The sequence below is a fragment of the Corynebacterium sp. KPL1814 genome, assembly GCF_000478175.1.
In the GTDB taxonomy this organism is placed as follows: Bacteria; Actinomycetota; Actinomycetes; order Mycobacteriales; family Mycobacteriaceae; genus Corynebacterium.
Genome location: NZ_KI515775.1, coordinates 75,797 through 97,345 on the forward strand (window position 1 = coordinate 75,797; position 21,549 = coordinate 97,345).

A 21,549-nucleotide genomic window follows, 5' to 3' on the forward strand; every position below is an offset into this window, starting at 1 on the left:
AAACAAGCCATCAACCAAATGGCCGTAGCCTTTCCCGCCCGCTTCGACAAATACCTATAAACCTAGCCCCACACACAAACAACTTGACACGCTCTCGCCATCTGGTTTTCCCTTTGGATGTTGTGCCATTTTTCTTCATCTGCCCTGCACAAATAGGGCACGTGGTCGGTTAGTAGTCACCGGAAAATTCAACCAGCTCACCACATACCACATGCAGGTGCCATTCCGGTGGATTGAACAAAAAGCAGGGCCGAATAAGCCCCAGAAGCTTATTCAGCTCCTATTTAAACAAGCTAACCAGCGCTTACGCTGAAACCGAGACACACTTCCTGCTACTTAACCCGGTGTTGCCGCGGCGTGTGGCGTTTGCGGCGTAGCGAGACCCTAAAAACGACTTTCGCCGCCTCACCTCGAAAGGCGGGGCGGCGAAAGTTTATGGTTCTTTTACCGTGTCACACTTGCCAGCGGCAAAAGTGCGCTGTTGATACCCAGCTACTGTTTAGCGGGTGGTGAACGGCAGGAGAGCCATTTCGCGTGCGTTCTTGACTGCGGTAGCAACCTGACGCTGCTGCTGCGGGTTCAAGCCGGTGACGCGACGGGAACGGATCTTGTGGCGATCCGAGATGAATAGACGCAGAGTCTTGGTGTCCTTGTAGTCCACCTTCTCAATGCCCTCAGCCTTCAAAGGGTTCTTCTTCGGGCGACGGCTCTGCTCCATACGGAACTTCTTTTGGTTATTGCGCTTATTAGCCATTGTGCAATTACCCCTTTACCAGCTGGACTTGCGAACGCCCGGCAGCTCACCACGGTGAGCCATGCCGCGCATACGGACACGGGACAGGCCGAACTTGCGGAGGTAACCGCGTGGGCGGCCATCGGCTGCGTCGCGGTTACGAACGCGGGCTGGGGAAGCGTCACGAGGCTGGCGGTTCAGTTCGAACTGAGCCTCCAAACGCTCCTCATCCGGGGTGTTCGGGTTCTTGATGATCTTCTTGAGCTCAGCGCGACGCTCCGCGTAGCGGGCGACGATTTCCTTGCGCTGTTCGTTCTTAGCGATCTTGGACTTCTTAGCCATGAATTATCGCTCCTCGCGGAATTCGACGTGCTTGCGGGCGATCGGATCGAACTTCTTCAGGGAGATGCGATCCGGGTTATTGCGCTTGTTCTTACGGGTCACGTAGGTGTAACCGGTGCCCGCAGTGGACTTCAGCTTGATGATTGGGCGAATATCGTTACGTGCCATACTTAAATCTTCTCCCCACGTGCGCGGATCTTGGCAACAACGGACTCGATGCCGTCGCGGTCAATGATCTTCATACCCTTGGTGGAAACATTCAGAGTAATGGTACGGCCCTCAGAGGGCAGGTAGTAGCGACGACGCTGCACGTTGGGGTTCCAACGGCGCGAAGTGCGGCGGTGCGAGTGCGAGACCTGCTTGCCGAATTCCGGCTTGCGGCCCGTTACCTGGCAAATAGCCGACATGGGTCTTCTTTCTCCTAGCCGCCCACATCGTGGCTATAAACGACTACGTGCCGACTGCCGTGTGAGGGTGGCAGTGCTCAAAAAGTGAGGTGTGAGCAGGTGCGGCATCGTCGTCAAAAACCAGTAGACGGGGCGTAATACGTATATTTTGACAACAGCAAGAGCAAATCTTACAGCCTTACTCGCGATATACCTAATCGCTGCCGCGATAGTCTCGCGCATTAAGCCGTCGGCTTGGCGTCGATGATCAAGCAGCACTGCCTAACGTATTGGAGAGGTTCGAAAGCGCACTATAACGAATGGGGCGTAGATGTGCGCCTGTGGTGACTGTGATTGCCGCAGGTGAGCAATTTCGTATATAAGGCAGTGGAATGTAGGATAATTCAGGTTATCGGTCGGCGCATTGTGTGGCGTCGGGCGAGCTGTAACTGTACATCCCAACTCGGGCACGATCCGTACCGGCATAATTCAGTGTGCGGAACCGACCCGTAGTCCAACCCTGAGGGAATATCTATGAAGAAAGACATCCACCCAGATTACCACCCAGTGGTCTTCCGTGATGCTGGTACCGGTCACTCCTTTTTGACCAAGTCCACCGCTACCTCTTCTCGCACCGTTGAGTGGGAAGACGGCAACGAGTACCCGCTCATCGTCGTTGACGTTACTGCTGAGTCCCACCCGTTCTGGACTGGTGCACAGCGCGTTATGGATACCGCTGGCCGCGTCGAGCGCTTCAACCAGCGCTTCGGTGCCATGGCTCGCCGCAAGAAGAAGAACGCGTAAGGAGAAGAAGAGAAAATGGCAACTCCTAAGTTTAAGAAGTCCCGTGCGAACACCCACGCACGTCGTTCCCAGTGGAAGGCCGACAACGTCGCCCTCCAGGAAGTCACCATCGACGGTCAGACCGTGCGCATCCCGCGCCGTCTGGTCAAGGCCGCTAAGCTCGGCCTGGTTGACGTAGAGCAGTTCTAAGCCTGCTTTCAATCCCACCCCCTCCCGGTTGCTTATTAGCGACTGCGAGGGGGTTGTGATGTTTTAGGCCCGGGAAAGGGATGTTAAAAAGCGCCTTCCGGCCTGGGCGGCGCCAAGAGGTGGGGGAGACTTGGGCTGTGCCAGTGCTGCCTACTCCTCGGGTCTTAAAGGCTAAGGAAATCCACTTCAAGTTAAGGCCAGGCTAATCCTAAAATTAATATAACAGCGCACTAACCCGATGGTGGATCAGTTTTTCTCTGCGATTGTGCTCGTGGCGGCTCGCGCCCCAGCATGAAAGATGCGTAGTGCGGCGATTGTGAAGGCGTGTACGAGCGTGAAGGGGGCGATGTGTGCGGCGAGTTTGGGCAGCTTATTGCCTACAGTAACTTCACAGGAACTTCTAGTACGTTGGCAGAGTAGTTTAAGTTGTGACTAAGCGAAGCGAGGCATAGTGTTCCTATGAACATGAGGAATGATGACAACCGCGGCAATAATGGTCAGTCGCACGGTGTCCCGCAGGAACCCTACGGCATGAACAATGGGCAGGCGCCGTATAACCAGCCGCGCGGTGAGCAGCAGAATTCTGGATCCGCATATTCCAACGGAACCTATTCCCAGGGCTGGAACCAGCCGCGCATCAACGAGCAGGATGCACAAGCTTCCGCATACGGGCAGCACACCCCGCCCAGCAATCGCCTCTTTGGTGGCGCTCAGCCGAGTGCTACCCGGGGGCAGGATGAAACATCCAGCTTCTCTAGTCAGCAGGGCGATTATTCCCAGCAAGGGCCTGTAAACAACCAACCCGGCCAGCCGCCCGTGCCTGGGGTAACGCCTTTGCCGCCGCAGCCTAAGGAGAAAAAGAAGATCGGACTTGGCGCCGCGACCGCAATCGCAGCGGTAGCGGCAATTGCAGCAGGCTCCATTACCGGTGTGGTCGTGGGGAAGAACCAGTCCAGCAGCGGCACGTCCGTGGTCAATGAGGCTCTTCACAGCCAACCGGCCGCCAATAGCATGGGTAAGGAACCAGAGGAAGGTTCGGTGGAAGCGGTTTCCTCCAAGGTTTTGCCGGCCGTGGTATCCATTCAGACCGCTACTCGGACCTCGGCTGCGGAAGGCTCTGGCTCGATCATTTCTCCCGATGGTTACGTGTTGACCAACCACCACGTCATCGCCGGTGCGGAACAGGGCGGCATCATGCAGGTGACCTTGAACGATGGCAGCAAGCACGAAGCCGATCTCGTGGCTTCCGATGCCAATACGGATGTCGCCGTCATCAAGATCAAGGACGTGCAAGACCTGCCGCACCTCCAATTCGGCGACTCGGATGCGGTAGCGGTTGGCCAAGAGGTAGTCGCCGTAGGTTCGCCGCTTGGACTCAATGCCACGGTGACTTCTGGCATCGTATCCGCAAAGAACCGTCCGGTGCGTGCGTCCCAGGAGGGTGGCGAGTCTTCGCTTATCGATGCCATCCAGACTGACGCCGCCGTTAACCCCGGCAATTCCGGCGGTCCTTTGGTGGATATGGACGGCAATATCGTTGGTATGAACTCGATGATTGCCTCGTTGTCTGATAAAGCCACGGGCGAGGGCGGCTCTATCGGCCTCGGGTTTGCCATCCCTTCCAACTTTGCTAAGCGGATGGCGGATGAGCTCATCAATAAAGGACAGGTAACTCACCCCACCTTGGGGGTTAAGGTCTTGGCGCGCGATGACGGTAATGGCGCGCGCATTGCCGAGGTCGAGCCGGGCAGCCCAGCGGAACAAGCAGGATTGAAGCAGGGCGATATCGTCACCCGCGTCAATGACCGGCTGATTGAAAACGCCGATGCGCTTATCGCGGCCGCTCGTTCCCAGGACTTCGGTGCGACCGTCACCTTGGAAGTATCCGATGGAAATTCGGATGATACTCGTCAGGTAGAGGTAACCCTGACGGGCGAGTAGATTAAAAGCCAGCCCGCGCCGTGTCCGCATTGCGCCCCGACGTTTCTTTGAAGGAGAAAAATGGCAGACTCTCAGCAAGACTTGACCGACTCCACTAGGTTGGAGGATTCGGCTTCCACAGACGCTTTGCGGGATGTGGCGGAGCCGGATGATGCTTACCTCTTGGCCAGTGAGAAGGAGGACCGAGTGGCGGCGCCGCGCCGCGCGCTCGTTGTGATCGTCACGGATCACCCCGGCGAAAATTCAGATAGCACCTCCAAACTGGTTACTGAACTTTTAGCAGAGGCGGATTTCCGCATCGATGGTTCGGTGGTCGTGCGCTCGAAGAAATCCAAGATCCGGCAGGCTATTGAAACCGGCGTCGTCGGCGGTGTGGATCTCGTGCTCACCGTCGGCGGCACTGGCGTGGGCCCGCGTGATAAGACCCCGGAAGCTACCACTGGGGTCATCGATAAGATGGTGCCGGGCGTGGCCCAGGCATTGCGCTCTTCTGGTCAGGCCTGCGGCGCGGTCGATGCGTGTGCATCCCGCGGTATTTCGGGCGTTTCTGGTTCCACCGTCGTGGTCAACCTCGCACCGTCGCGCGCTGCCGTGCGCGATGGAATGGCTACATTGACCCCGCTGGTCCACCACCTCGTGGATCAATTGCAAGAATCCAGCGTGCAATAGCGCCAAGGAAAGGGGTGGAGATACTGCCATGACCTCTCAACCACGCCGCCAGCGCAGGCGCGTATTCAGGCAATCAGATACGTCGGAATATGACCGCAGCGCGGACCGCCCAGTAGAGCAGGAATTAGCTAGTGGAGAAGGTGCCGATGCACAGCGCATCGTCACTCTCGATGATGCCGCGGCGGAAGGCGACGGTGCTCAAGCAGCCGAGCGCGGCGAAGAGTTTTACCGCGAGAACCAGCCGCCGCACCACGGCTAATAGTCTGCGCATCCTTGTCCCGAGCCAGGAAATGCTGAAACAGTCATAACAAAAGCCCGTGGCCTCCTTCATTGCGAAGGTGGACACGGGCTTAACTGCTTCTTAGCAAGGATTAGTCGTCGTGGCGGCTGTGCTTGCCCTCAGAAGTTGTGGAGTTATCGGTGTCCTCGGCTGCAGTGGCATCCCCAAGTGCCTTATCTGCGGCGGTGACAGCCTCAGCGTTCTGGGCCTGCAGAAGATCGCGGATTTCTGCCAAGAGTTCTTCCGAGGTCGGTGCCGGCGCCTCTGGGTCCACACCCTGGCGGCGCTTAGCGGCTTCAGTGAGCTTGTTCAGCGGCATCACAATGAGGAAGTACACCACTGCGGCGATGATCAGGAAGTTAATCGCGGCGGTAATGACGGCGCCAAAGTCTACGAGGGTGGACTTATTATCGGTGATTTGGAAGCCTAAACCATCGACCTCGGCGGAGCCGAGGGAGTTAATGATCGGCTGAATGATGGAATCCGTCACGGAAGTGACGATTGCCGTGAACGCGGAACCGATGATGACTGCGGTGGCAAGCTCAACCACGTTGCCGCGCATAATGAAGTCTTTAAAGCCCTTAAGCATGGGAGAAGACGAACCTTTCTGGGGGTAGATAAGGATGGGCGTGAACCATGAGCAAGCAGGGAGTTTAGTTCAAGCTAAAAGTATTCACAACTTGGAGGGATGGAGGCTGCAATATTGTTGCTTAGTTAACTAATGTACACCGGTTGCGGTATAGGTATTTGGTGTTAGTGTGAAAGCGGAATATAAAAAAATATTGTTTGTCAAAATAACAGTATTCTAATGCGTGGGCAGAAGGGATCCCAGCATGAATATCGCACTTGCTCTATTTGCCTTGGCAGTCACCATTGGTGCAGGCTACCTCCTTGTTAAAGGTCATAAGCCGGTCATCATTTTATTGCTTGCCGGGTTTATTCTCATTGCAGTTTCTACCGCGGCCAAAGCTGGCTACGGAGTTTTAGATGAGGAAGACTCCACCGGATCTCGGTGGCTAGACATCATTGGCATATTCGAACAAGTTGCTGGTAGCCAATTAACAGGCGTCGGCCTAATCATTATGGCGGCCGGCGGCTTTTCGGCATATATGAACAAGATCGGCGCTTCACAGGCACTGGTCGAGGTGCTTGCCGCCCCAATCGCAAAGTTCAAACACCCCTACATCACGCTAATCCTCACGTATTTCCTCGGCGTGGTGCTTTTTATGTTTATCCCCAGCGCTGCTGGGCTCGCTATTTTGCTTCTAGTGCTATTGCTTCCAGTGCTGAAGGCGGTAGGGGTAAGCCCCGCAGCAGCAGGCGCGGTCATCGTGTCAGCCTCTGCATTGCCTATGGGGCCGGCATCGGGAACCTCGGTGCTGTCGGCGCGAACCATTGATTTATCCCCAGTCGTCTACTTTGTTCAGTACCAGCTGATCGTGGCCATTCCTACTGCTATTGCAATTGCTATCACTCACTATTTCGTGCAGCAGCATTACGATAAGCGGGATTTGGAAGAGTACAAGGAAACCGACACCATGGGCGATGGTTCTGGCGAAGCAGGCCCGAAGTGGTATGGCTTATTTCTCGCACTGCCCATTATCTTGTTGATAATCTTCAGTCCCTTGGTCAATGACAGCATCGAGCTGAGCACAGTGGGAGCATTCGTAATTGTCTGGCTATTGGCCATGCTGTGCGAAATCATCCGCCATCGTTCTTTTGCCACCGCAACTGAACAAGCCACATCCTTTTTTACGGGTATGGGAAAGATGTTTGGTGGCATCGTCGCATTGATTATCGCAGCGCAAATCTTCGCCACCGGGTTGACGGCTACGGGCGCCATTTCCATGCTCATCGATGGAGGCCAGCAACTCGGTGCCGGCGCTATCGTCATCACCCTCATGTTCACCTTGATCGTGGGCCTAGTGACGTTCCTGACCGGTTCCGGTGTCGGCGCATTTTCTTCCTTTGCCAGCCTGGTGCCTGATGTCAGCCGTGGGCTCGGTGCTTCGGCAGCGGCAGTGATTACCCCAATGGAATTTGCCAGTGGTTTATTCCGCGCGGTTTCTCCGGTCTCCGGGGTAATCATTTCCGTCGCCGGTGGCGTAGGGATTTCTACCACCGAGCTTATTCGCCGCACCCTCCTTCCAATGGGGGTTGGCTTTGTCGTGATGATCGTATCCAGCCTGATCTTGCTCTAAGCACGTTCTGGGGCCACAACCTACATCTGAAAAAGTAAGGAATTTATCATGGGAATCGGCGCACTGAACTCGTCTTTTCAGAAGAAAGGCTATGTCACAGCGGACATGGAAGCCCACTGGGAAGAAGCACAACTTATCCGGAAGATTTTCGCTGTTGAAGCGGCAATGGCGCGGACGCAGGGACACATGGGAATCATCCCGCAGGAGGCTGCCGAGGCGATCTCAGATAATGCAGTCGCCAGTGATGAGCTGATAGAAAAGGCCCAAAGCGGCGGGGTTGGCAATCCTTCGGTCGCTGTCCTAGATGCGCTGCGGGAGGCGGTTCCGGAAGACCAACGCGGTTGGGTCCATTTCGGGGCGACGACTCAAGATATTTTGGATACCGCGCGGGCCCTGCAGATCAAGGCAGCTACCGACCTAATACTGGAACGCCTGAACGCTGTGATTGCAGCTACCGCCAAACTTGCTCACGAGCATGCCACGACGTTAATGGTTGCGCGCACCAATGGGCAGTATGCATTGCCGACGACACTGGGTACGCGCTTCGCGCGGTGGAATGCGGAACTGCGCCGGAGCAGGGAACGCTTGGAAGCGATGCGCGAGCGCACGGAACAGATTCAATTTACCGGTGCTGTAGGCACGCTGGCGTCCTTTGGAGAACAAGGCCCTGAGTTAAGTCGGCGCCTTGCCAAAGAATTGGAACTGGTTTATCAACCGGTTTCTTGGCATGCGAGTTCGGATACAATGACAGAGCTTGTGACGACCGTGGCTACCTTGGGGCAAAGTTTGGCCAAGATTGCAGAGGATCTCTTTGCTATGCAGCAATCCGATTTGGTCGAGGCCCGCGAGGACATGGATGTGCATACCTCTGGATCGTCTACCATGCCGCAAAAACTTAATCCCTTTGCCACAATGAAAATTTCCGTGGGAGCCAGCATGGCTTGTGGCATGGCGGCAAACATGCTGACGCAAGCACCGGCCACCTTCGAGCGCGATCACCGCCAATCCGAGGTTCATCGCAATCTGATTCCACAAATCTTTGTTGCCGTCGATGGAGCGCTGGAAAAGTTGGGCCAGCTCTTTCCTCGCTTGCGTTTTGATGCACAAGCATTAGAAGACAATGTAAAAAGCGCGGGTGTCTCATTGATGACTGAAGGGATCATGATGGAGTTGGCTCCGCATATTGGTCATAGTGCCGCACACGACGCTCTTCAGGAATTCGCCCGAGAAAATAGAGAGAACGGTACCAGCCTGGAAGAGTTTTGCGCGGCCCACTCTAAGCTTGCAGGTGTTTCGGAAAAGCTGGACTTTGATGCCTTGACAAACCCAGCCAATTACATCGGCCAAGCTGTTGAAATCGCGAAATCGGCGAAGGAATAGATCAGGAATAAGTACTGCAAAGACCACCACTACGCAAAAGGTTCAGGCTGTCTTTAAGTAGCAGCATCTGCGTCATCGACGGCTTGGGGCTGGGCGCGATCGCCCACGATGACCACGGTCAGCGGTTGGTTTAAAGAGGCCGCGGCCACGTCATTGGCATGCTCATTAGGAAGTGCGAGCAAGACGGTGGCAGAAGAAACTTCGCCCTCCGCGGTGGTGGTGGAGACCACCCGGGCGCCGGAGGCGATGACGCGGGCGGTCGCGGGCTGGGAATCGGTGGCATTGCTTGCCGTGACGATGTCGACGGTATCGCCGTGCTGTAGGTGGGGAATGATGTCTGGATCGGCAAGCGCGCTGCTAGGTATGGAAGAAGAAGGCAGGCGCTCGAGGGAAACATCGGAGGCGGAAAGCTCCGCGCCGGCGGGCAGATCGTGGCTAAAGACCAGCACCTGCGGCAGTTCCTTCGCCCTGGAAATCGCGGAAACCAGCGCGGCAACGAGCAGGACCAGCGCGATGACGCGGCGCACGAGCACGCCGCGGCGGTGGCCAGGGGTGCGAAGAGTGCGAAAGAATTGAGAGATTCGCGGTGACGGAGAATGAGCCATGCACAATTAGACTGCGCTACCGCCTGCACGGTTCCCTGCGTTTAGGAAGAAAAGCGGTGGATTCCTGCGGCGGTAACCACGGCCTCGACGCGGCGATCGTGGGATGTGGCCGGGATAGAGTCAAGGAACTCGGTAGGGTAGATCATGGCGAGTACCGCGGGGTGGTTGCGCGGAACCCGGGAAAGCGCGCGGTCGTAGTAGCCGCCGCCCTTGCCCAGGCGGTTTCCGGCCGCATCGATGGCCATGGCGGGGGCCAAAATCAGATCGCAACCGCACAGCACGCGGCTATCAAAACGCGGGCCAGCCGGCTCAGAAATACCCAACTGACCAGGCTGCATGCTGTGCGGGCCCTTGTAATCTGCCCAGTTCAAAACGCCATTGCCGCAGGTGATGGGCAATAAAACGCGGTCGACGCGGCGGGAAAGCCACGGGATGAAATCCGCCCCGCCTGGTTCTGTGCCCAGCGGCCAATAGGCAGCGACGCTCGATACGCCGGAAAGCTCGGGCTCTAACTGCTCGCGCAGGGCAGTGGTCCATTCCGCGCGCTCATCTGCGGTGAGGCTGCGGCGCGCGCGAAGCAGGCGGGTGCGGAGTTGAGCTTTGATGTCGCTGGAAGAAGGCATAAATAAATAATAGCGTCCGTGGCGTAGCGCTACACAGGAAAATCGTGCGCCGTTGTACCCTAAGATCCATGGCTAATGAACGCGAAGATTCCGCCTCCGGAATCACCACGGTTGTAGTTCCAGCGGCTGGCATGGGCACCCGCTTTCTGCCCGCCACGAAAACCGTCCCCAAAGAATTGCTGCCCGTTGTGGATACTCCCGGCATTGAATTGATTGCTGAGGAGGCAGCTTCAGTGGGCGCGCGCCGGCTTGCGGTCATTACCGCACCTGAAAAGCAAGAAGTAATGCGCCATTTTGCGGAATTTCCGGATCTGGTAGAAACCTTAGATTCCCGCGGCAAGGATGAGCAGGTGGCCAAGGTCAACCGCGCTCACCAGCTCATTGAGCCCATCGCGGTAGAGCAAGAAAAGCCCTTGGGCTTGGGCCATGCCGTGGGGCTGGCGGAAGAAGTCTTGGCAGAAGATGAGGACTCTTTTGCCGTCATGCTGCCGGATGACATCGTATTGCCGGCCACCGTTATGGCAGATATGGCGCGCGTTCGTGCTGAGCTCGGCGGCAGCGTGCTGTGCGCGTTTGCGGTGCCGCAGGAGCAGACGTTTAATTACGGCGTTTTTGACGTAGAAGATACTGACGCGCCGGGCGTGAAAAAGGTCGTCGGCATGGTGGAAAAGCCGGACCCAGAGGACGCGCCGTCCAACCTGGTTGCTACTGGGCGCTACCTTTTGGACCGCAAGATTTTTGATGCGCTGCGCCGGATCGAACCGGGCAAGGGCGGCGAATTGCAGCTGACCGATGCCATCGAGCTGCTCATTGAAGAAGGCGAGCCCGTCCACGTGGTGGTCCACGAGGGGAAGCGCCACGATTTGGGCAACCCCGGCGGCTATATCCCGGCCAACGTGGACTTTGGCCTGCGCGATGAAAAATACGGCCCAGCGCTGTATAAAGCTATTAAACAAATCATGTCCGATTTCGAGGCGGAACAAGGCCTTAACTAATTACCTTGCCGCGCGCACGTGCGTCTAGGGCAGCAAGGTAAAAGGGCAATAAGAAAGGGCGGGCAGAGACCGTATGCGTTCAGTTGATGACCAGTTGGCGCTGGTTACTGATGCGGCGACGACCCCGGAGCCGGTGCGGATGAGCATTTCTAATGCACTGGGGTTAATGTGCGCCGAGCAGGTGCAGGCCAATCAGCCTTTACCGGGCTTTCCCCAGGCGGCCATCGATGGGTATGCGGTTCGCGCCGTTGATATCGGTGGCGAGCGCGGGTTGAAGGTTCGGCGCCCGAAGAATCAGGACCAAGAAGGCAGCGAGGGTGAGGATGCCCCCGAGCAGGCCGATGACGCCGCCGCGCAGCCCGCCCCACCAGAGGTTGAGCGTTCCTTGCCCGTGGTGGGCGAGGTGCCGGCCGGCTCGAAGCAGCCGTTGCGTTTACAGCCCAAGCAAGCCGTGCGGGTCTATACGGGCGCGCCCTTGCCCACGCTTGCCGATGCCGTCCTACCCCTCGAGTGGACCGACCGCGGCCGCAAGCGCATCACGGCGCACCGGACGGTGCGCTCGGGCGACTTCGTCCGCCGCGTGGGCGATGATATCCAGCCCGGCGATGTCGCTGTATCCTCCGGCACCGTCCTTGGCCCAGCGCAGATTGGCTTATTGGCCGCGGTGGGCCGGTCCAAGGTGCTGGTTTATCCGCGCCCGCGCGTGACCATCGTGTCCTTTGGCCGCGAGTTGGTCGATGTGGATAAGGAACCGGGCCTTGGCCAAGTCTTTGATGTGAACTCTTATTCCTTGGCCGCCGCCGCAAAAGAAGCGGGGGCGGACGTGGTCCGCGTAGGCATTGCCGAAGGCGAGCCGCGCCGCATCCGGGAAGTGCTAGAAACCCACATCACGCGCAGCGAAGCCCTTGTGATTACCGGTGCCGTTGGTGGCGCCGGTGCCGAACAGATCCGGGAGATTTTGGCGGAAATCGGCGATATCGATACCTCCCGCGTGGCCATGCACCCAGGATCCGTGCAAGGCTTTGGGCTAGTAGGAGATGAGCGCATCCCTACATTCCTTCTTCCTTCGAACCCGGTTTCGTCGCTGGTTATTTTCGAAATCTATATTCGTCCCTTGATTCGCCTGGCTTTGGGCAAGCGCAATGCCCACCGCCGAGTGGTGCGTGCCCGCGCACTGAACCACATTGATTCCCGCCCCGGACGCCGTGGCTTCATTCGTGCCCGCTTGATGCGCGATGCCGAGACCGCAGATTATTTGGTCGAGGGCCTTGGCGGAGCGACCGGTGCGCCGGCGCACCTTCTGGCGGGACTGTCCGAAGCCAATGCCATGATCCGCGTGCCTGAGGAAGTCACCGAGATTCGCCCGGGCGATGTCGTTGATGTCTTATTCCTTACCCAGCGCAGCTAATGCTTGACCCTTTCGGTACCGCTGCGGCGAAGCTGCGCCATCCAGTTACTGGGCCCACAGATGATCTGCACCCCGGTTGGCCAGAAGCGACGCCGACGGTGCAGCTTCCTGCCTCGGGGACACTGCCGTCTGGCGGACGATTGCGGCTGCGGCCTTTGCTGCGCTCGGATGGTCCCGAATGGCGGCGCCAGCGCATTGAGGACGAACCCTTGCTCCGGCCGGTAGAGCCGACCCAGGCGACCACTTGGGCAGCGGCCCATAGCTCGCAGGCCTGGTGGAATTACCTCATGTTTCTGCGCAACTCCGCGCGCGATGCGCAGGTAGTCCCCCTAGCCATTGAGCTCGAGGGAAAGTTCGCCGGCCAGGTAACACTAGGCAATATCCAGCACGGCAGCATCCAGGACTGTTGGATTGGCTATTGGGTTTATTCCGCCGTGCAGGGCGCGGGCGTTGCCACCGCGGCCACGGCCTTGGGCGTGGACCATGCCTTTGGGCGGGTAGGCCTGCACCGAGTGACCGCAACCTACTTGGAACAAAACCCCGCCTCCGGGCGCGTGCTGGAGGCCAACGGTTTTCGCTCCGAGGGATTTTTGCGCCGCAACCTGCATATCGATGGCGCCTGGCGGGATCACCATTTCGTGGCCCTAGTCAAGGAAGATTTTGCATCCACAGCGGTTGAGCGGCTGCGCCAAGCTGGGCGTTTGGTGTGAAAAGCATCCTTAATTCCGGGGAATGCTTTCTCAGTTTTCACATAAGTAACAACATTGTAATTTACGGCTTCTGTGGCCCCTAAAGTGCGGTTTTAGCGATTACAGTGGAGTAATCATATGCACCCCAAGGGAAGGTCCTTAAGTCGTGTCCACAGCTGTGCCAGTTATTGCAATCATCGTGGTGTGGCTCTTCGTGCTCGCGCCGTGGCTATTGGGCAGGAGCAATCGCCCGATGAGCCATACCGGAGAGGCCTTTGAGGATACCCGCGTGCTCTTTTCCGGCGATTCCGGCAATGTCGCCGGCCGCCGCCGCCCGCGCCTGCGCGCCGATGATATCCACCGCAGTGCGTCGGATGAGGATCAAGACTACGAGGTCGTATCCGCTTCCACGGAAAACTCGGACCGCGAGGCAGACGTCGATGACGTGCTGATCGAGGAAGAAGTAGAGGACCGCGCTTCCCGCGCACAGTCGCGGACCATCGCCGGTGCTGCCCGCCGCGCCCGGGCGCAACCCTTCGGCGTTGGTGGCCGCGCATTCCGCTCCGCCGCCGATGAGAACGAAGCGGACGCGCGCAATGGGCACGCCACCCCAACTGAGGAGACGGCAGAGACCATCGAGGGTGAAGTCATTGAGGAATCCGCGGTTCCAGCCGCTGCCGCTGATACCACCGATGCGACCAATGCCACCACTCCCGCCGATAGCGCGCGTACGTCTAGGGACTCCGACGATGCAGATGTGAACACGGACGATGTCGATGATGTCTTGCTCGATGATGACGAGCGCGCCGGCGAGGAAGCAGGCGGTGCAAAGCGCAAGGGCCGCCGCGGTGATGTGGTTGCCAATTCCACCGAGTCCTTCACCGCGCCGGTGGCAGCGGACATTGCAGAAGACGCGTATGACTATGACGAGACCTATACCTCCCCGGTTGACCTGATGTATCCGGGCGCGGTGGACCCCGCCCCAGTCATTGATGCAGAACAACCGGACTCCGCAGAAACCGACTCCGCAGAGTCTGAATCCGAAGGCGCAGCAGAGGAATCGGCAGAAGCAGATGAGTACAGTGCCCAGGGTGCTGAGGACGCGGCGTTGAATACGGACCTTTCTGAGGACGAGGTGGCATTTGCTCAGCGGCGCCTTGGCCGCGGTGGTTGGGACCCAGTAGCGGAAAAGGAGAAGTCCGCTACCCGCTACCAGCGCCGCCAGCGCACGCTCATCGGCCTAGCCATCGCAGTGGTCCTCACCGTGGCCCTGGGCATTGTGGCCGGTGGATGGACTTGGTGGCTGGCAGGCATCGTCGGCATCCTGACTGGGACCTACCTGGTGGCGCTGCGCGCGCAAGTCCGGCAAGAACAAGCGCTATTGCGGCGCCGAGTAAAGCACCTGCGCCGGGCGCGGTTGGGCGTTCACAATACCGATGATGAGGCGTTGAAGATCCCCCGCAACCTGCGCCGCCCGGGTGCGGTCGTCGTCGAAATCGATGATGAAAGCCCCGACTTTGAGCACCTTCCCTTAAGCTACAGCGATGATGAAGATGGCGACTTTGATGGCCCGCACGCCGGGCCCAGTGGGGTAGGGCGCCGCGATGACCTAGCCGCTCGCCGCGCAGGTTAATTAGCCGGCTGCATCCTCGCTTCCGTGGAGCTTTTCGGTTTCCTCCGGCCATACACCGGAGGTAGCCCGGCGGTGGGAGCCCAAGAGATGGGTATCGACCATCCCTATTGCCTCCATGAGCGCAAAGCAGGTCACCGGCCCCACGAACTTAAAACCGGCCTTTTTCAATTCCCGCGACATGGCCTGCGATTCTGGGCTCTTGTTCGGAATATCCTCCATGACCTCGGGGTAGATATTTTCTGTGGGCTGAAAGCTCCAAATGAAATCCGCTAAGCCACCCTCTTCGCGCAGTTTAATGGTGGCCTTCGCATTATTAATGGTGGCGCGGATCTTGGGCTCGTTGCGGATAATGGTGGCATCGGCAAGCAAGTGCTCCACCTCGGCCTCGCCGAATTCCGCGACCTTTTCCGGATCGAAGTGGCAAAAGGCCTTGCGGAAGGCGGGGCGCTTTTTTAATACCACGGCCCAAGACAACCCAGACTGGAAGGACTCCAGGCTCAGGCGCTCAAAAAGGCCGGCCTCGTCCCTAATGGGAAGTCCCCATTCGGTGTCGTAATAATCCGTCAATAGCGACGATGTCACGGCCCACGGCGTGCGGGCTACGCCGTTCTCGTCATACGCCAGCGGGGTGCGTTCTTCGGTGGTGGTGTCAGTGTCCATGGACGGTTCTCCTATTGGTGTGTTGTGCCTATTTTCCTTGTCTTTCCCCATTCAAGCAGCGATTGCGGGTGGGATGCAGCGTGTACCTCGCCAGATGGTGAAATTGCGAGCTCAGGGCGTGGGGCGGCGGTGTCTTCGCGTTGGGGTGGGCATTCGATGTAGTCTATTGACCATGAATAGACCTGCCGTTCGTGATGCCGCGTTGCTGCTTTTTCGGTTGGTCCTCGGGCTCATCTTTATTGCGCACGGCGTGGACAAGATGTTCATGGACGGAATGGATGAGACGGTTGGGCAGTTTTCTGCCCTCGGCATCCCGCAGCCACAGATAGCCGGTTATGCCGCCGCAATCGGGGAGATGGTGGGTGGCGCCTTCCTCGTCATTGGTTTGTTAACCACCTTTGCCGCTGCGGCGCTGGCCGTGGACATGGTGGGCGCGCTGTACTTCGTGCACTGGGGAAATGGCCTCTTTGCCGGCGACGGTGGCATCGAGTACCCCTTGGTGCTGTGCATGTCCCTCATAATGATCGTTATTTTTGGTTCTGGCCGGGCGAGCTTGGATAGGGCGTTAAGCAATGTTGACGCATAGCCAAGTGCAAGCGGCGATTTCCGCCCAGCTGGATGGCGAAGAAGCGGAGCTTTCCGCAGACGTCATCGACGCCCACCTAGAACACTGCGCGGAGTGCCGAGCGTTTCGCGATAAGGCAGCGGCGCTATCGCGTTCCTTAAGCTTCGTGGAACCGGCGGATTCCGGCATGTCGCCGCCGACGGATCTTTCTGAGGTGATCCTCGCCGGGGTAGAACCGGAGTGGAAGCGGGCATCGAGCGCCAGGCAGGCCAACCTCACGGTGGCACGCAGTGCCTTGGTAGTCATGGGACTCGTTTTTGCGGTGTGGGCCATCGTACAAGTGGTGCGCGCTTCCGGCCTCGTGCCGCTGGGCACAGAGGGTTCGGTGCTGGATCCTTCGGCCGATCCAGACCGCGCCAACCTGCTGATGGAAGGCGCGGCCGTGCGCTTTGGCATGGCGTGTGGCCTGCTGTGGAGCGCCTGGCGCCCAGCCTCTGTGACCGGGCTTTTCCCGGTATCCGCCACGATGTTTGCATTTCTTTTTGGCTTTGGCGTGCGCGATATTGCGCTCGGCACCGTCACCATGGAACAGGTCTATTTGCTCATCGCTACCGCGCTGTCGACCATTAGTCTGGCCTGGGCGTGGGCTGCCGAGAAGGGCTACCTGGTGCGCGCGTGGTGGAAATCCTTGAACGCGCAGCCGCACTAAGGCGAACGGGTTTCTGGCACCTATTTCCAGCTGGGCAGCCACATCATGGATTGATACCAAGACTCCGGGATGATGAAGCCGTATAAGATGGGCGCGAAGTAGAAGAACATTGCGACCACCAGCGCGAGGTAGCAGGCGGCTGCAAACGTTCCCCGCCGCATCGACCCGCCAGCGATGCGCCTAATCCACCGCCACCTGATGGGCTTACCGCGTCCGACCATTTGGCCTAGCGTGAGGGCGAGAAGCACGATGACAAACGGGATAAACGCGGTGGCATAAAAGAAGTACATCTGCCGGTCAAAGGCCGCCAGCCACGGGAGAAATCCGGCCGCAAAGCCCACGAGGGGAATGAGGAAGGCGCGGTTGCGGCGGATGATAAGCGACCACAGCCCCCAAAGTACTGCGGGGACTACCAGCCACCAGATCGCCGGGGTGCCAAAGAGGTAGAGCATCTTGCGGCATTCGTCACCGCCGCTGCATTCCAGGTCCGTACTTGAGTAATACAAAATGGGCCGAGCCCCGGCCAGCCATGCCCACGGCTTGGAATCCCACGGGTGGTGGTGGCCGCCAGAAGAGGTCAAGCTGGCGTGAAAATCCAATACGGAGGAGTGGTAATAAAACCAGCCGGCCACCGGCTCCGGTAAGTGCATGAGCCAAGAGTCTTCCCCGATGGTCCCATCCACCTTGGCGTGCCGGTAGACCGCGGTCTCTGAGGCAAACCACGCGCGCCAGCTCCACGCATAAATCATTACTGGCACGGCTACCAGGGAGGCGAGTGCTGCGGGCGTATCGCGAATGAGCGTGCCCACAATGTAGCGGCGAATGCCATACTTGCGGCGCAGCGCGAGGTCGCTAAGGACGCAGAGCAGGCCGAAAAACATGATGTAGTACAGCCCAGACCATTTCACGGCAAGTGATAGGCCTAAAAAGACTCCGGCGGTAAAGCGCCACCACCGGAAGCCAAAGCGTGGCCCGAATGGGGAGGTGCCCATCCCGCCGCTTAGCAGGGCGTGGTGGAGGCACTCGCGCATCTGTTGATGGTCGCGGGCTAGTGCCCACGCTGCGGCCACGATGAAAAAGACCTGGAAGATATCCAGCATGCCGAATTTCGCAGAAACCAAGAGGACGCCATCGCAGACGGCCAGAATGCCGGCAAAGGTGGCCACTTGCCAGGAAAAGGACAACCGGCGGGCCAGCGCCATGGTCATCAGCACGGTGCCGACGCCGAAGAGGGCCGTCATCAAGCGCCAGCCCAGCGGGGTATAACCAAAGACCCATTCCGAAATGGCAATGATCTGCTTGCCCAGCGGCGGGTGAACCACGAGCCCAAAGCCCGGGTTGGTCTCGATGCCGCCGATGAATAAGTTATCCCAGCTTTTGACCATGTCCCAGGCCTGGGGAACGTAGTGCTTTTCATCGAAGACGGGAGTGCCCTGTGATACCGGCGCGGTAAGGCCCACGAACCGCGTGATCAGTGCGAGAACGGCGATGATGCCGGTGCTTATCCAATCGGCCTTGCCCCACGTGTAGGTGCGCGGTGCCGGCGGCATCACGCGGTTATGCGGGGTGCGCGGTGAGCTAGAGGGGGCAGCGGTAGCAATAGTCACGAAAAAGAGTTTAGGCGACGAGCCTGCGCGCGGGTGCATAGGAGAATGTGGAATGCTAGAGGCATGTCAGCTTTAGGTCTGGAACCACTTCCGCGCGGCGTCATTCTTGCCGCCACGCCCTTGGGAAATGTCGGTGATACCTCGGCGCGCCTGATGCAGGCATTGGCGCATGCTGATGTCATCGCTGCCGAAGATACCCGCCGCGTGCGCAACCTGGCGCAGGCCCTGGGCATCGAGATTTCCGGTACCGTGGTGTCCAATTTCGACCACAATGAGCAGGCGCGTGCGCAGCAGCTTATCGATGCCGCCCAGCACGGCACCGTCCTCGTGGTCACCGACGCCGGCATGCCGATTATTTCCGATCCAGGCCTGTCTCTAGTGGCCGCGGCCGCCGAACGCGATATTCCCGTGACGTGTTTCCCAGGCCCCTCGGCGGTGCCTACGGCGCTCGCCCTCTCTGGCCTGGGCGTGGGCCACTTCCTCTTTGATGCATTTCCGCCGCGCAAGCCCGGCCCGCGAAAGGCGTGGCTGGAATCGCTGCGCAATGAAAAGCGCGCCATCGTATTTTTTGAATCGCCCCACCGCATCGCCGAGACGCTTGCCGATGCCACCCAGGTTCTCGGCGGCGATCGCCCCGCCGCGGTATGCCGCGAGCTGACCAAGACGTATGAGGAGGTGCGCCGCGGCCCGCTAGCTGAGCTGGCCGAGTGGGCGAGCGAGGGAGTCAAGGGCGAAATTACCGTGGTCATCGAAGGCGGAACCGGCGCTGCCGTGACCGCCGCTGACCTTGTCCCGCAGGCCTTGGAGTTGGCCGCGGCCGGCATGCGCTTGAAGGACGCGTGCAAGCAGGCCGCCAAGGGGACTGGGGTATCCAATCGGGAGTTATACGATGCCGCTTTGGATGCCCGCTGACTGCCCGCTAGTTGAGCACTTGTTGAATCGTACGCAGGTTATTTCTATGCGCTGTATAAACGGTCACAATTGGTCGTGCTAACAGTAGGTTTCACGCTTCTATATGTGTTATCGAATCGTTATCTTGCTCGGGCGTGTGGCGCCTAAAAGCCGTCTACGTGGGGATATGCGGCTTATAAGTGTGCAGGAAGCATTAAGGAAATGCTCAAAAATGTGCATAAGCTGGGGTTTTGGTAACAAAACGGTTTGAAAAATTGGGGGCATAACACCACTGTAGAGAGCATGACTAGTACTGAAAATAACGGCACTGGCGTGCCCGAAGAAGGGAAGGGGCCCAGCGAAGCGCCTGCTGGGACCACTTCTACTGCTTCGAGCGAGCAGCCGATTGAGGATTATCAAACGGTAGAAGAGGCACTGGATGAACAGACGGCGACGAGCCAGATCCAGGACATGATCAACTCTGAGGGGTTCCACCCCGAAGAGTATGACGACCCGGAAATCGAAGTTGCTGCGGACCGCGATAATATCCCGATTGACTGGACCATCATGGGTATTGCGGGTGTTCTCGTTGCCGCCATCGTTATCTGGGGCCTTGCCGCCCCGGATAACTTCGCCGACTTTTCTTCCGCGGCCCTGACGTGGGTCGTCGATAAGTTCGGTTGGGCTTACGTGCTCTTTGGCACCGTCTTCGTGGCCTTCGTGATCTTTATTGCTTCCTCCAAGTTTGGCTCCATCAAGTTGGGCCACATTAACGAGGAACCGGAGTTTTCCACGCCTTCGTGGATCGCCATGATGTTCGCTGCGGGTATGGGCATTGGCCTCATGTTCTACGGTGCTTCCGAGCCGCTGGCGAACTACCGCGACGGTACGCCCGGCCGAGGAACGGAAAACGTGGGCTCATCCATGGCCTACGCCATGTTCCACTGGACGCTGCACCCCTGGGCTGTTTACGCCATTGTTGGTTTGGCCATCGCGTACTCGACCTACCGCATCGGCCGCAAGCAGCTGCTAAGTCAGACCTTCGTGCCGCTCATCGGTGAGCGCCGCGCCAACGGCGGATTGGGCAAGTTCATTGACATCCTGTCCATCTTCGCCACCGTCTTCGGTACCGCTTGTTCCCTGGGCTTGGGCGCGCTGCAGATTCAGGCAGGCCTGGAAGCTTCCGGCATCATCGATAACCCAACCCAGTCCGTGGTTATCGGCATTGTCTTGGTCTTGACCCTGGCCTTCTTGCTGTCCGCACTTTCCGGTGTGGGCAAGGGTATTCAGTACGTGTCCAATGCCAACATGGTCTTGGCTGCGGTGCTGGCCATCTTCGTCTTCATCTTGGGCCCAACCGTGACCATCCTGAACCAGATTCCGGGATCCATCGGTAACTACTTCAACTACTTCACCGAGATGATCGGCCGTACCGCAGAGTCCGAGAACGGTACCGCCGGTGAGTGGCTGTCTGGCTACACCATCTTCTACTGGGCATGGTGGGTCTCCTGGTCCCCATTCGTGGGCATGTTCTTGGCGCGCATTTCCCGCGGCCGCTCCGTCCGCGAGTTCTGCTTGGGCGTCCTGCTCATCCCAGCCGGCGTTTCCACCCTGTGGTTCGCCATCTTCGGCGGCACCGCAATCCACATGGAGCAAAACGGCGAATCCATCACCGGCGAATCCGCCGAGGTAGAGCTGTTTAACCTCCTGCACAACCTGCCTGGTGGCTTCATTGCCGGCGTTGTCGCCGTCATCTTGCTGGCCACCTTCTTCATTACCTCCGCGGACTCCGCGTCCACCGTGATGGGTTCGATGACACAAAATGGTGCCGCAACCGCGAAGCCGTGGCTATCCGCCCTGTGGGGTGCTCTGACCGCAGCCGTTGGTTTGACCCTGCTCTTGGTTAATGAGGATGCACTGTCCAACCTGCAGAATGTCACCATCGTGGCGGCGCTGCCGTTCTTGTTCATCGTCATTGGCCTGATGTTCGCCATTTACAAGGACTTGAGCCAGGACATCATTTACCTCGAGTACCGCGAGGCGCAGCAGTTCCAGCGCAAGATGGCCCGCGAGCGCCGCTTGCACCGCGACTACCAGCGCACGCAGGTGCTCAAGAAGCGCCGCAACGAGCGTTTGAAGAACCCGATGAAGCGCAAGTAGATAGAGCATCTACCGCCTTCGGTAGCAGCGCCCGCCGCTTTCCCATACTTGGGAGGGAGGCGGGCGCTTTTCGGTGGTA

At 58.6% G+C, this 21,549-nt stretch carries 24 protein-coding genes; 15 read left to right on the plus strand and 9 right to left on the minus strand.

Annotated elements, in window-relative coordinates:
- Positions 1–499 precede the first annotated feature (499 nt).
- From rpsR to rpmB, 4 genes are read right to left on the minus strand one after another with little or no spacing between them, the layout of a single operon-like run.
- Entirely contained in the window at positions 500–754 is a 255-nt protein-coding gene (rpsR, locus tag HMPREF1257_RS04260) for a 30S ribosomal protein S18 (protein WP_023025961.1), read from the minus strand.
- Between the two features lie 15 nt (positions 755–769).
- A complete protein-coding gene (rpsN, locus tag HMPREF1257_RS04265; protein ID WP_005279906.1) occupies positions 770–1,075 on the minus strand; it encodes a 30S ribosomal protein S14 in 306 nt (101 codons plus the stop codon).
- Positions 1,076–1,078: 3 nt separating this feature from the next.
- The gene (rpmG, locus tag HMPREF1257_RS04270; protein WP_023025964.1) at positions 1,079–1,243 is read right to left on the minus strand and encodes a 50S ribosomal protein L33; all 165 of its coding nucleotides are present in this window, start codon (positions 1,241–1,243) and stop codon (positions 1,079–1,081) included.
- 2 nt (positions 1,244–1,245) lie between these two features.
- Complete coding sequence (gene rpmB, locus HMPREF1257_RS04275; RefSeq protein WP_005279911.1) at positions 1,246–1,482, minus strand: 50S ribosomal protein L28; 237 nt, start codon at positions 1,480–1,482, stop codon at positions 1,246–1,248.
- Positions 1,483–1,995: 513 nt separating this feature from the next.
- On the opposite strand from rpmB, the gene HMPREF1257_RS04280 reads away from it, so the two are divergent.
- The 5 genes from HMPREF1257_RS04280 to HMPREF1257_RS04300 all read left to right on the plus strand — a co-directional run bounded on the left by HMPREF1257_RS04280 (position 1,996) and on the right by HMPREF1257_RS04300 (position 5,323).
- Complete coding sequence (locus tag HMPREF1257_RS04280; RefSeq protein ID WP_005279912.1) at positions 1,996–2,265, plus strand: type B 50S ribosomal protein L31; 270 nt, start codon at positions 1,996–1,998, stop codon at positions 2,263–2,265.
- A 15-nt stretch (positions 2,266–2,280) separates the two neighbouring features.
- A complete protein-coding gene (gene rpmF / locus HMPREF1257_RS04285; protein ID WP_005279913.1) occupies positions 2,281–2,454 on the plus strand; it encodes a 50S ribosomal protein L32 in 174 nt (57 codons plus the stop codon).
- 459 nt (positions 2,455–2,913) lie between these two features.
- The gene (locus HMPREF1257_RS04290; protein WP_023025967.1) at positions 2,914–4,395 is read left to right on the plus strand and encodes a S1C family serine protease; all 1,482 of its coding nucleotides are present in this window, start codon (positions 2,914–2,916) and stop codon (positions 4,393–4,395) included.
- Positions 4,396–4,455: 60 nt separating this feature from the next.
- A complete protein-coding gene (locus HMPREF1257_RS04295) occupies positions 4,456–5,064 on the plus strand; it encodes a molybdenum cofactor biosynthesis protein B (protein ID WP_023025969.1) in 609 nt (202 codons plus the stop codon).
- A gap of 28 nt (positions 5,065–5,092) precedes the next feature.
- On the plus strand, positions 5,093–5,323 hold the full coding sequence (locus tag HMPREF1257_RS04300) for a hypothetical protein (protein ID WP_023025971.1): 231 nt from the start codon (positions 5,093–5,095) through the stop codon (positions 5,321–5,323).
- 112 nt (positions 5,324–5,435) lie between these two features.
- Here HMPREF1257_RS04300 and mscL read toward each other — a convergent pair whose 3' ends face one another.
- Positions 5,436–5,933 carry a large-conductance mechanosensitive channel protein MscL gene (mscL, locus tag HMPREF1257_RS04305; RefSeq protein ID WP_023025973.1) on the minus strand — a complete coding sequence of 166 codons (498 nt, stop codon included), beginning with the start codon at positions 5,931–5,933 and terminating at the stop codon, positions 5,436–5,438.
- Between the two features lie 244 nt (positions 5,934–6,177).
- Here mscL and dcuC point away from each other — a divergent pair, with 244 nt between their 5' ends.
- Both dcuC and HMPREF1257_RS04315 read left to right on the plus strand, forming a co-directional pair.
- Positions 6,178–7,545: a C4-dicarboxylate transporter DcuC gene (dcuC, locus tag HMPREF1257_RS04310; RefSeq protein WP_023025975.1), complete on the plus strand. Its 1,368-nt coding sequence runs from the start codon at positions 6,178–6,180 to the stop codon at positions 7,543–7,545.
- 48 nt (positions 7,546–7,593) lie between these two features.
- The gene (locus tag HMPREF1257_RS04315) at positions 7,594–8,925 is read left to right on the plus strand and encodes a lyase family protein (RefSeq protein WP_023025977.1); all 1,332 of its coding nucleotides are present in this window, start codon (positions 7,594–7,596) and stop codon (positions 8,923–8,925) included.
- Between the two features lie 53 nt (positions 8,926–8,978).
- On the opposite strand, the gene HMPREF1257_RS04320 is transcribed toward HMPREF1257_RS04315, so the two are convergent.
- Together HMPREF1257_RS04320 and HMPREF1257_RS04325 are read right to left on the minus strand one after the other, a co-directional pair.
- The gene (locus HMPREF1257_RS04320; RefSeq protein WP_051138382.1) at positions 8,979–9,530 is read right to left on the minus strand and encodes an SAF domain-containing protein; all 552 of its coding nucleotides are present in this window, start codon (positions 9,528–9,530) and stop codon (positions 8,979–8,981) included.
- A 41-nt stretch (positions 9,531–9,571) separates the two neighbouring features.
- Positions 9,572–10,153, minus strand: a complete 582-nt coding sequence (locus HMPREF1257_RS04325) for a 5-formyltetrahydrofolate cyclo-ligase (protein ID WP_023025981.1) — start codon at positions 10,151–10,153, stop codon at positions 9,572–9,574.
- Between the two features lie 68 nt (positions 10,154–10,221).
- Here HMPREF1257_RS04325 and HMPREF1257_RS04330 point away from each other — a divergent pair, with 68 nt between their 5' ends.
- The 4 genes from HMPREF1257_RS04330 (at position 10,222) to glpR (ending at position 14,878) form a co-directional block, all read left to right on the plus strand.
- Complete coding sequence (locus HMPREF1257_RS04330; RefSeq protein ID WP_034659306.1) at positions 10,222–11,148, plus strand: UTP--glucose-1-phosphate uridylyltransferase; 927 nt, start codon at positions 10,222–10,224, stop codon at positions 11,146–11,148.
- 73 nt (positions 11,149–11,221) lie between these two features.
- Positions 11,222–12,556, plus strand: coding sequence for a gephyrin-like molybdotransferase Glp (glp, locus tag HMPREF1257_RS04335; RefSeq protein WP_023025986.1), 1,335 nt, complete (start codon positions 11,222–11,224; stop codon positions 12,554–12,556).
- Positions 12,556–13,266 carry a GNAT family N-acetyltransferase gene (locus tag HMPREF1257_RS04340; RefSeq protein ID WP_023025989.1) on the plus strand — a complete coding sequence of 237 codons (711 nt, stop codon included), beginning with the start codon at positions 12,556–12,558 and terminating at the stop codon, positions 13,264–13,266. Before glp ends, HMPREF1257_RS04340 begins: the two co-directional genes overlap by 1 nt.
- Before the next feature lie 157 nt (positions 13,267–13,423).
- Positions 13,424–14,878 carry a gephyrin-like molybdotransferase receptor GlpR gene (glpR, locus tag HMPREF1257_RS04345; RefSeq protein WP_369707589.1) on the plus strand — a complete coding sequence of 485 codons (1,455 nt, stop codon included), beginning with the start codon at positions 13,424–13,426 and terminating at the stop codon, positions 14,876–14,878.
- Here glpR and HMPREF1257_RS04350 read toward each other — a convergent pair whose 3' ends face one another.
- Positions 14,879–15,538: a DNA-3-methyladenine glycosylase I gene (locus tag HMPREF1257_RS04350; protein WP_023025993.1), complete on the minus strand. Its 660-nt coding sequence runs from the start codon at positions 15,536–15,538 to the stop codon at positions 14,879–14,881.
- A 172-nt stretch (positions 15,539–15,710) separates the two neighbouring features.
- Here HMPREF1257_RS04350 and HMPREF1257_RS04355 point away from each other — a divergent pair, with 172 nt between their 5' ends.
- On the plus strand, positions 15,711–16,124 hold the full coding sequence (locus tag HMPREF1257_RS04355) for a DoxX family protein (RefSeq protein ID WP_005279936.1): 414 nt from the start codon (positions 15,711–15,713) through the stop codon (positions 16,122–16,124).
- Positions 16,111–16,812: a zf-HC2 domain-containing protein gene (locus HMPREF1257_RS04360; RefSeq protein ID WP_023025996.1), complete on the plus strand. Its 702-nt coding sequence runs from the start codon at positions 16,111–16,113 to the stop codon at positions 16,810–16,812. Before HMPREF1257_RS04355 ends, HMPREF1257_RS04360 begins: the two co-directional genes overlap by 14 nt.
- Before the next feature lie 20 nt (positions 16,813–16,832).
- On the opposite strand, the gene HMPREF1257_RS04365 is transcribed toward HMPREF1257_RS04360, so the two are convergent.
- The gene (locus HMPREF1257_RS04365) at positions 16,833–18,458 is read right to left on the minus strand and encodes a dolichyl-phosphate-mannose--protein mannosyltransferase (RefSeq protein ID WP_023025998.1); all 1,626 of its coding nucleotides are present in this window, start codon (positions 18,456–18,458) and stop codon (positions 16,833–16,835) included.
- Positions 18,459–18,482: 24 nt separating this feature from the next.
- Between HMPREF1257_RS04365 and rsmI the strand changes: the two genes are divergently transcribed.
- Positions 18,483–19,331, plus strand: coding sequence for a 16S rRNA (cytidine(1402)-2'-O)-methyltransferase (rsmI, locus tag HMPREF1257_RS04370; RefSeq protein ID WP_023026000.1), 849 nt, complete (start codon positions 18,483–18,485; stop codon positions 19,329–19,331).
- A 282-nt stretch (positions 19,332–19,613) separates the two neighbouring features.
- The gene (locus HMPREF1257_RS04375) at positions 19,614–21,470 is read left to right on the plus strand and encodes a BCCT family transporter (RefSeq protein WP_023026002.1); all 1,857 of its coding nucleotides are present in this window, start codon (positions 19,614–19,616) and stop codon (positions 21,468–21,470) included.
- The last annotated feature ends 79 nt before the right edge of the window (positions 21,471–21,549 follow it).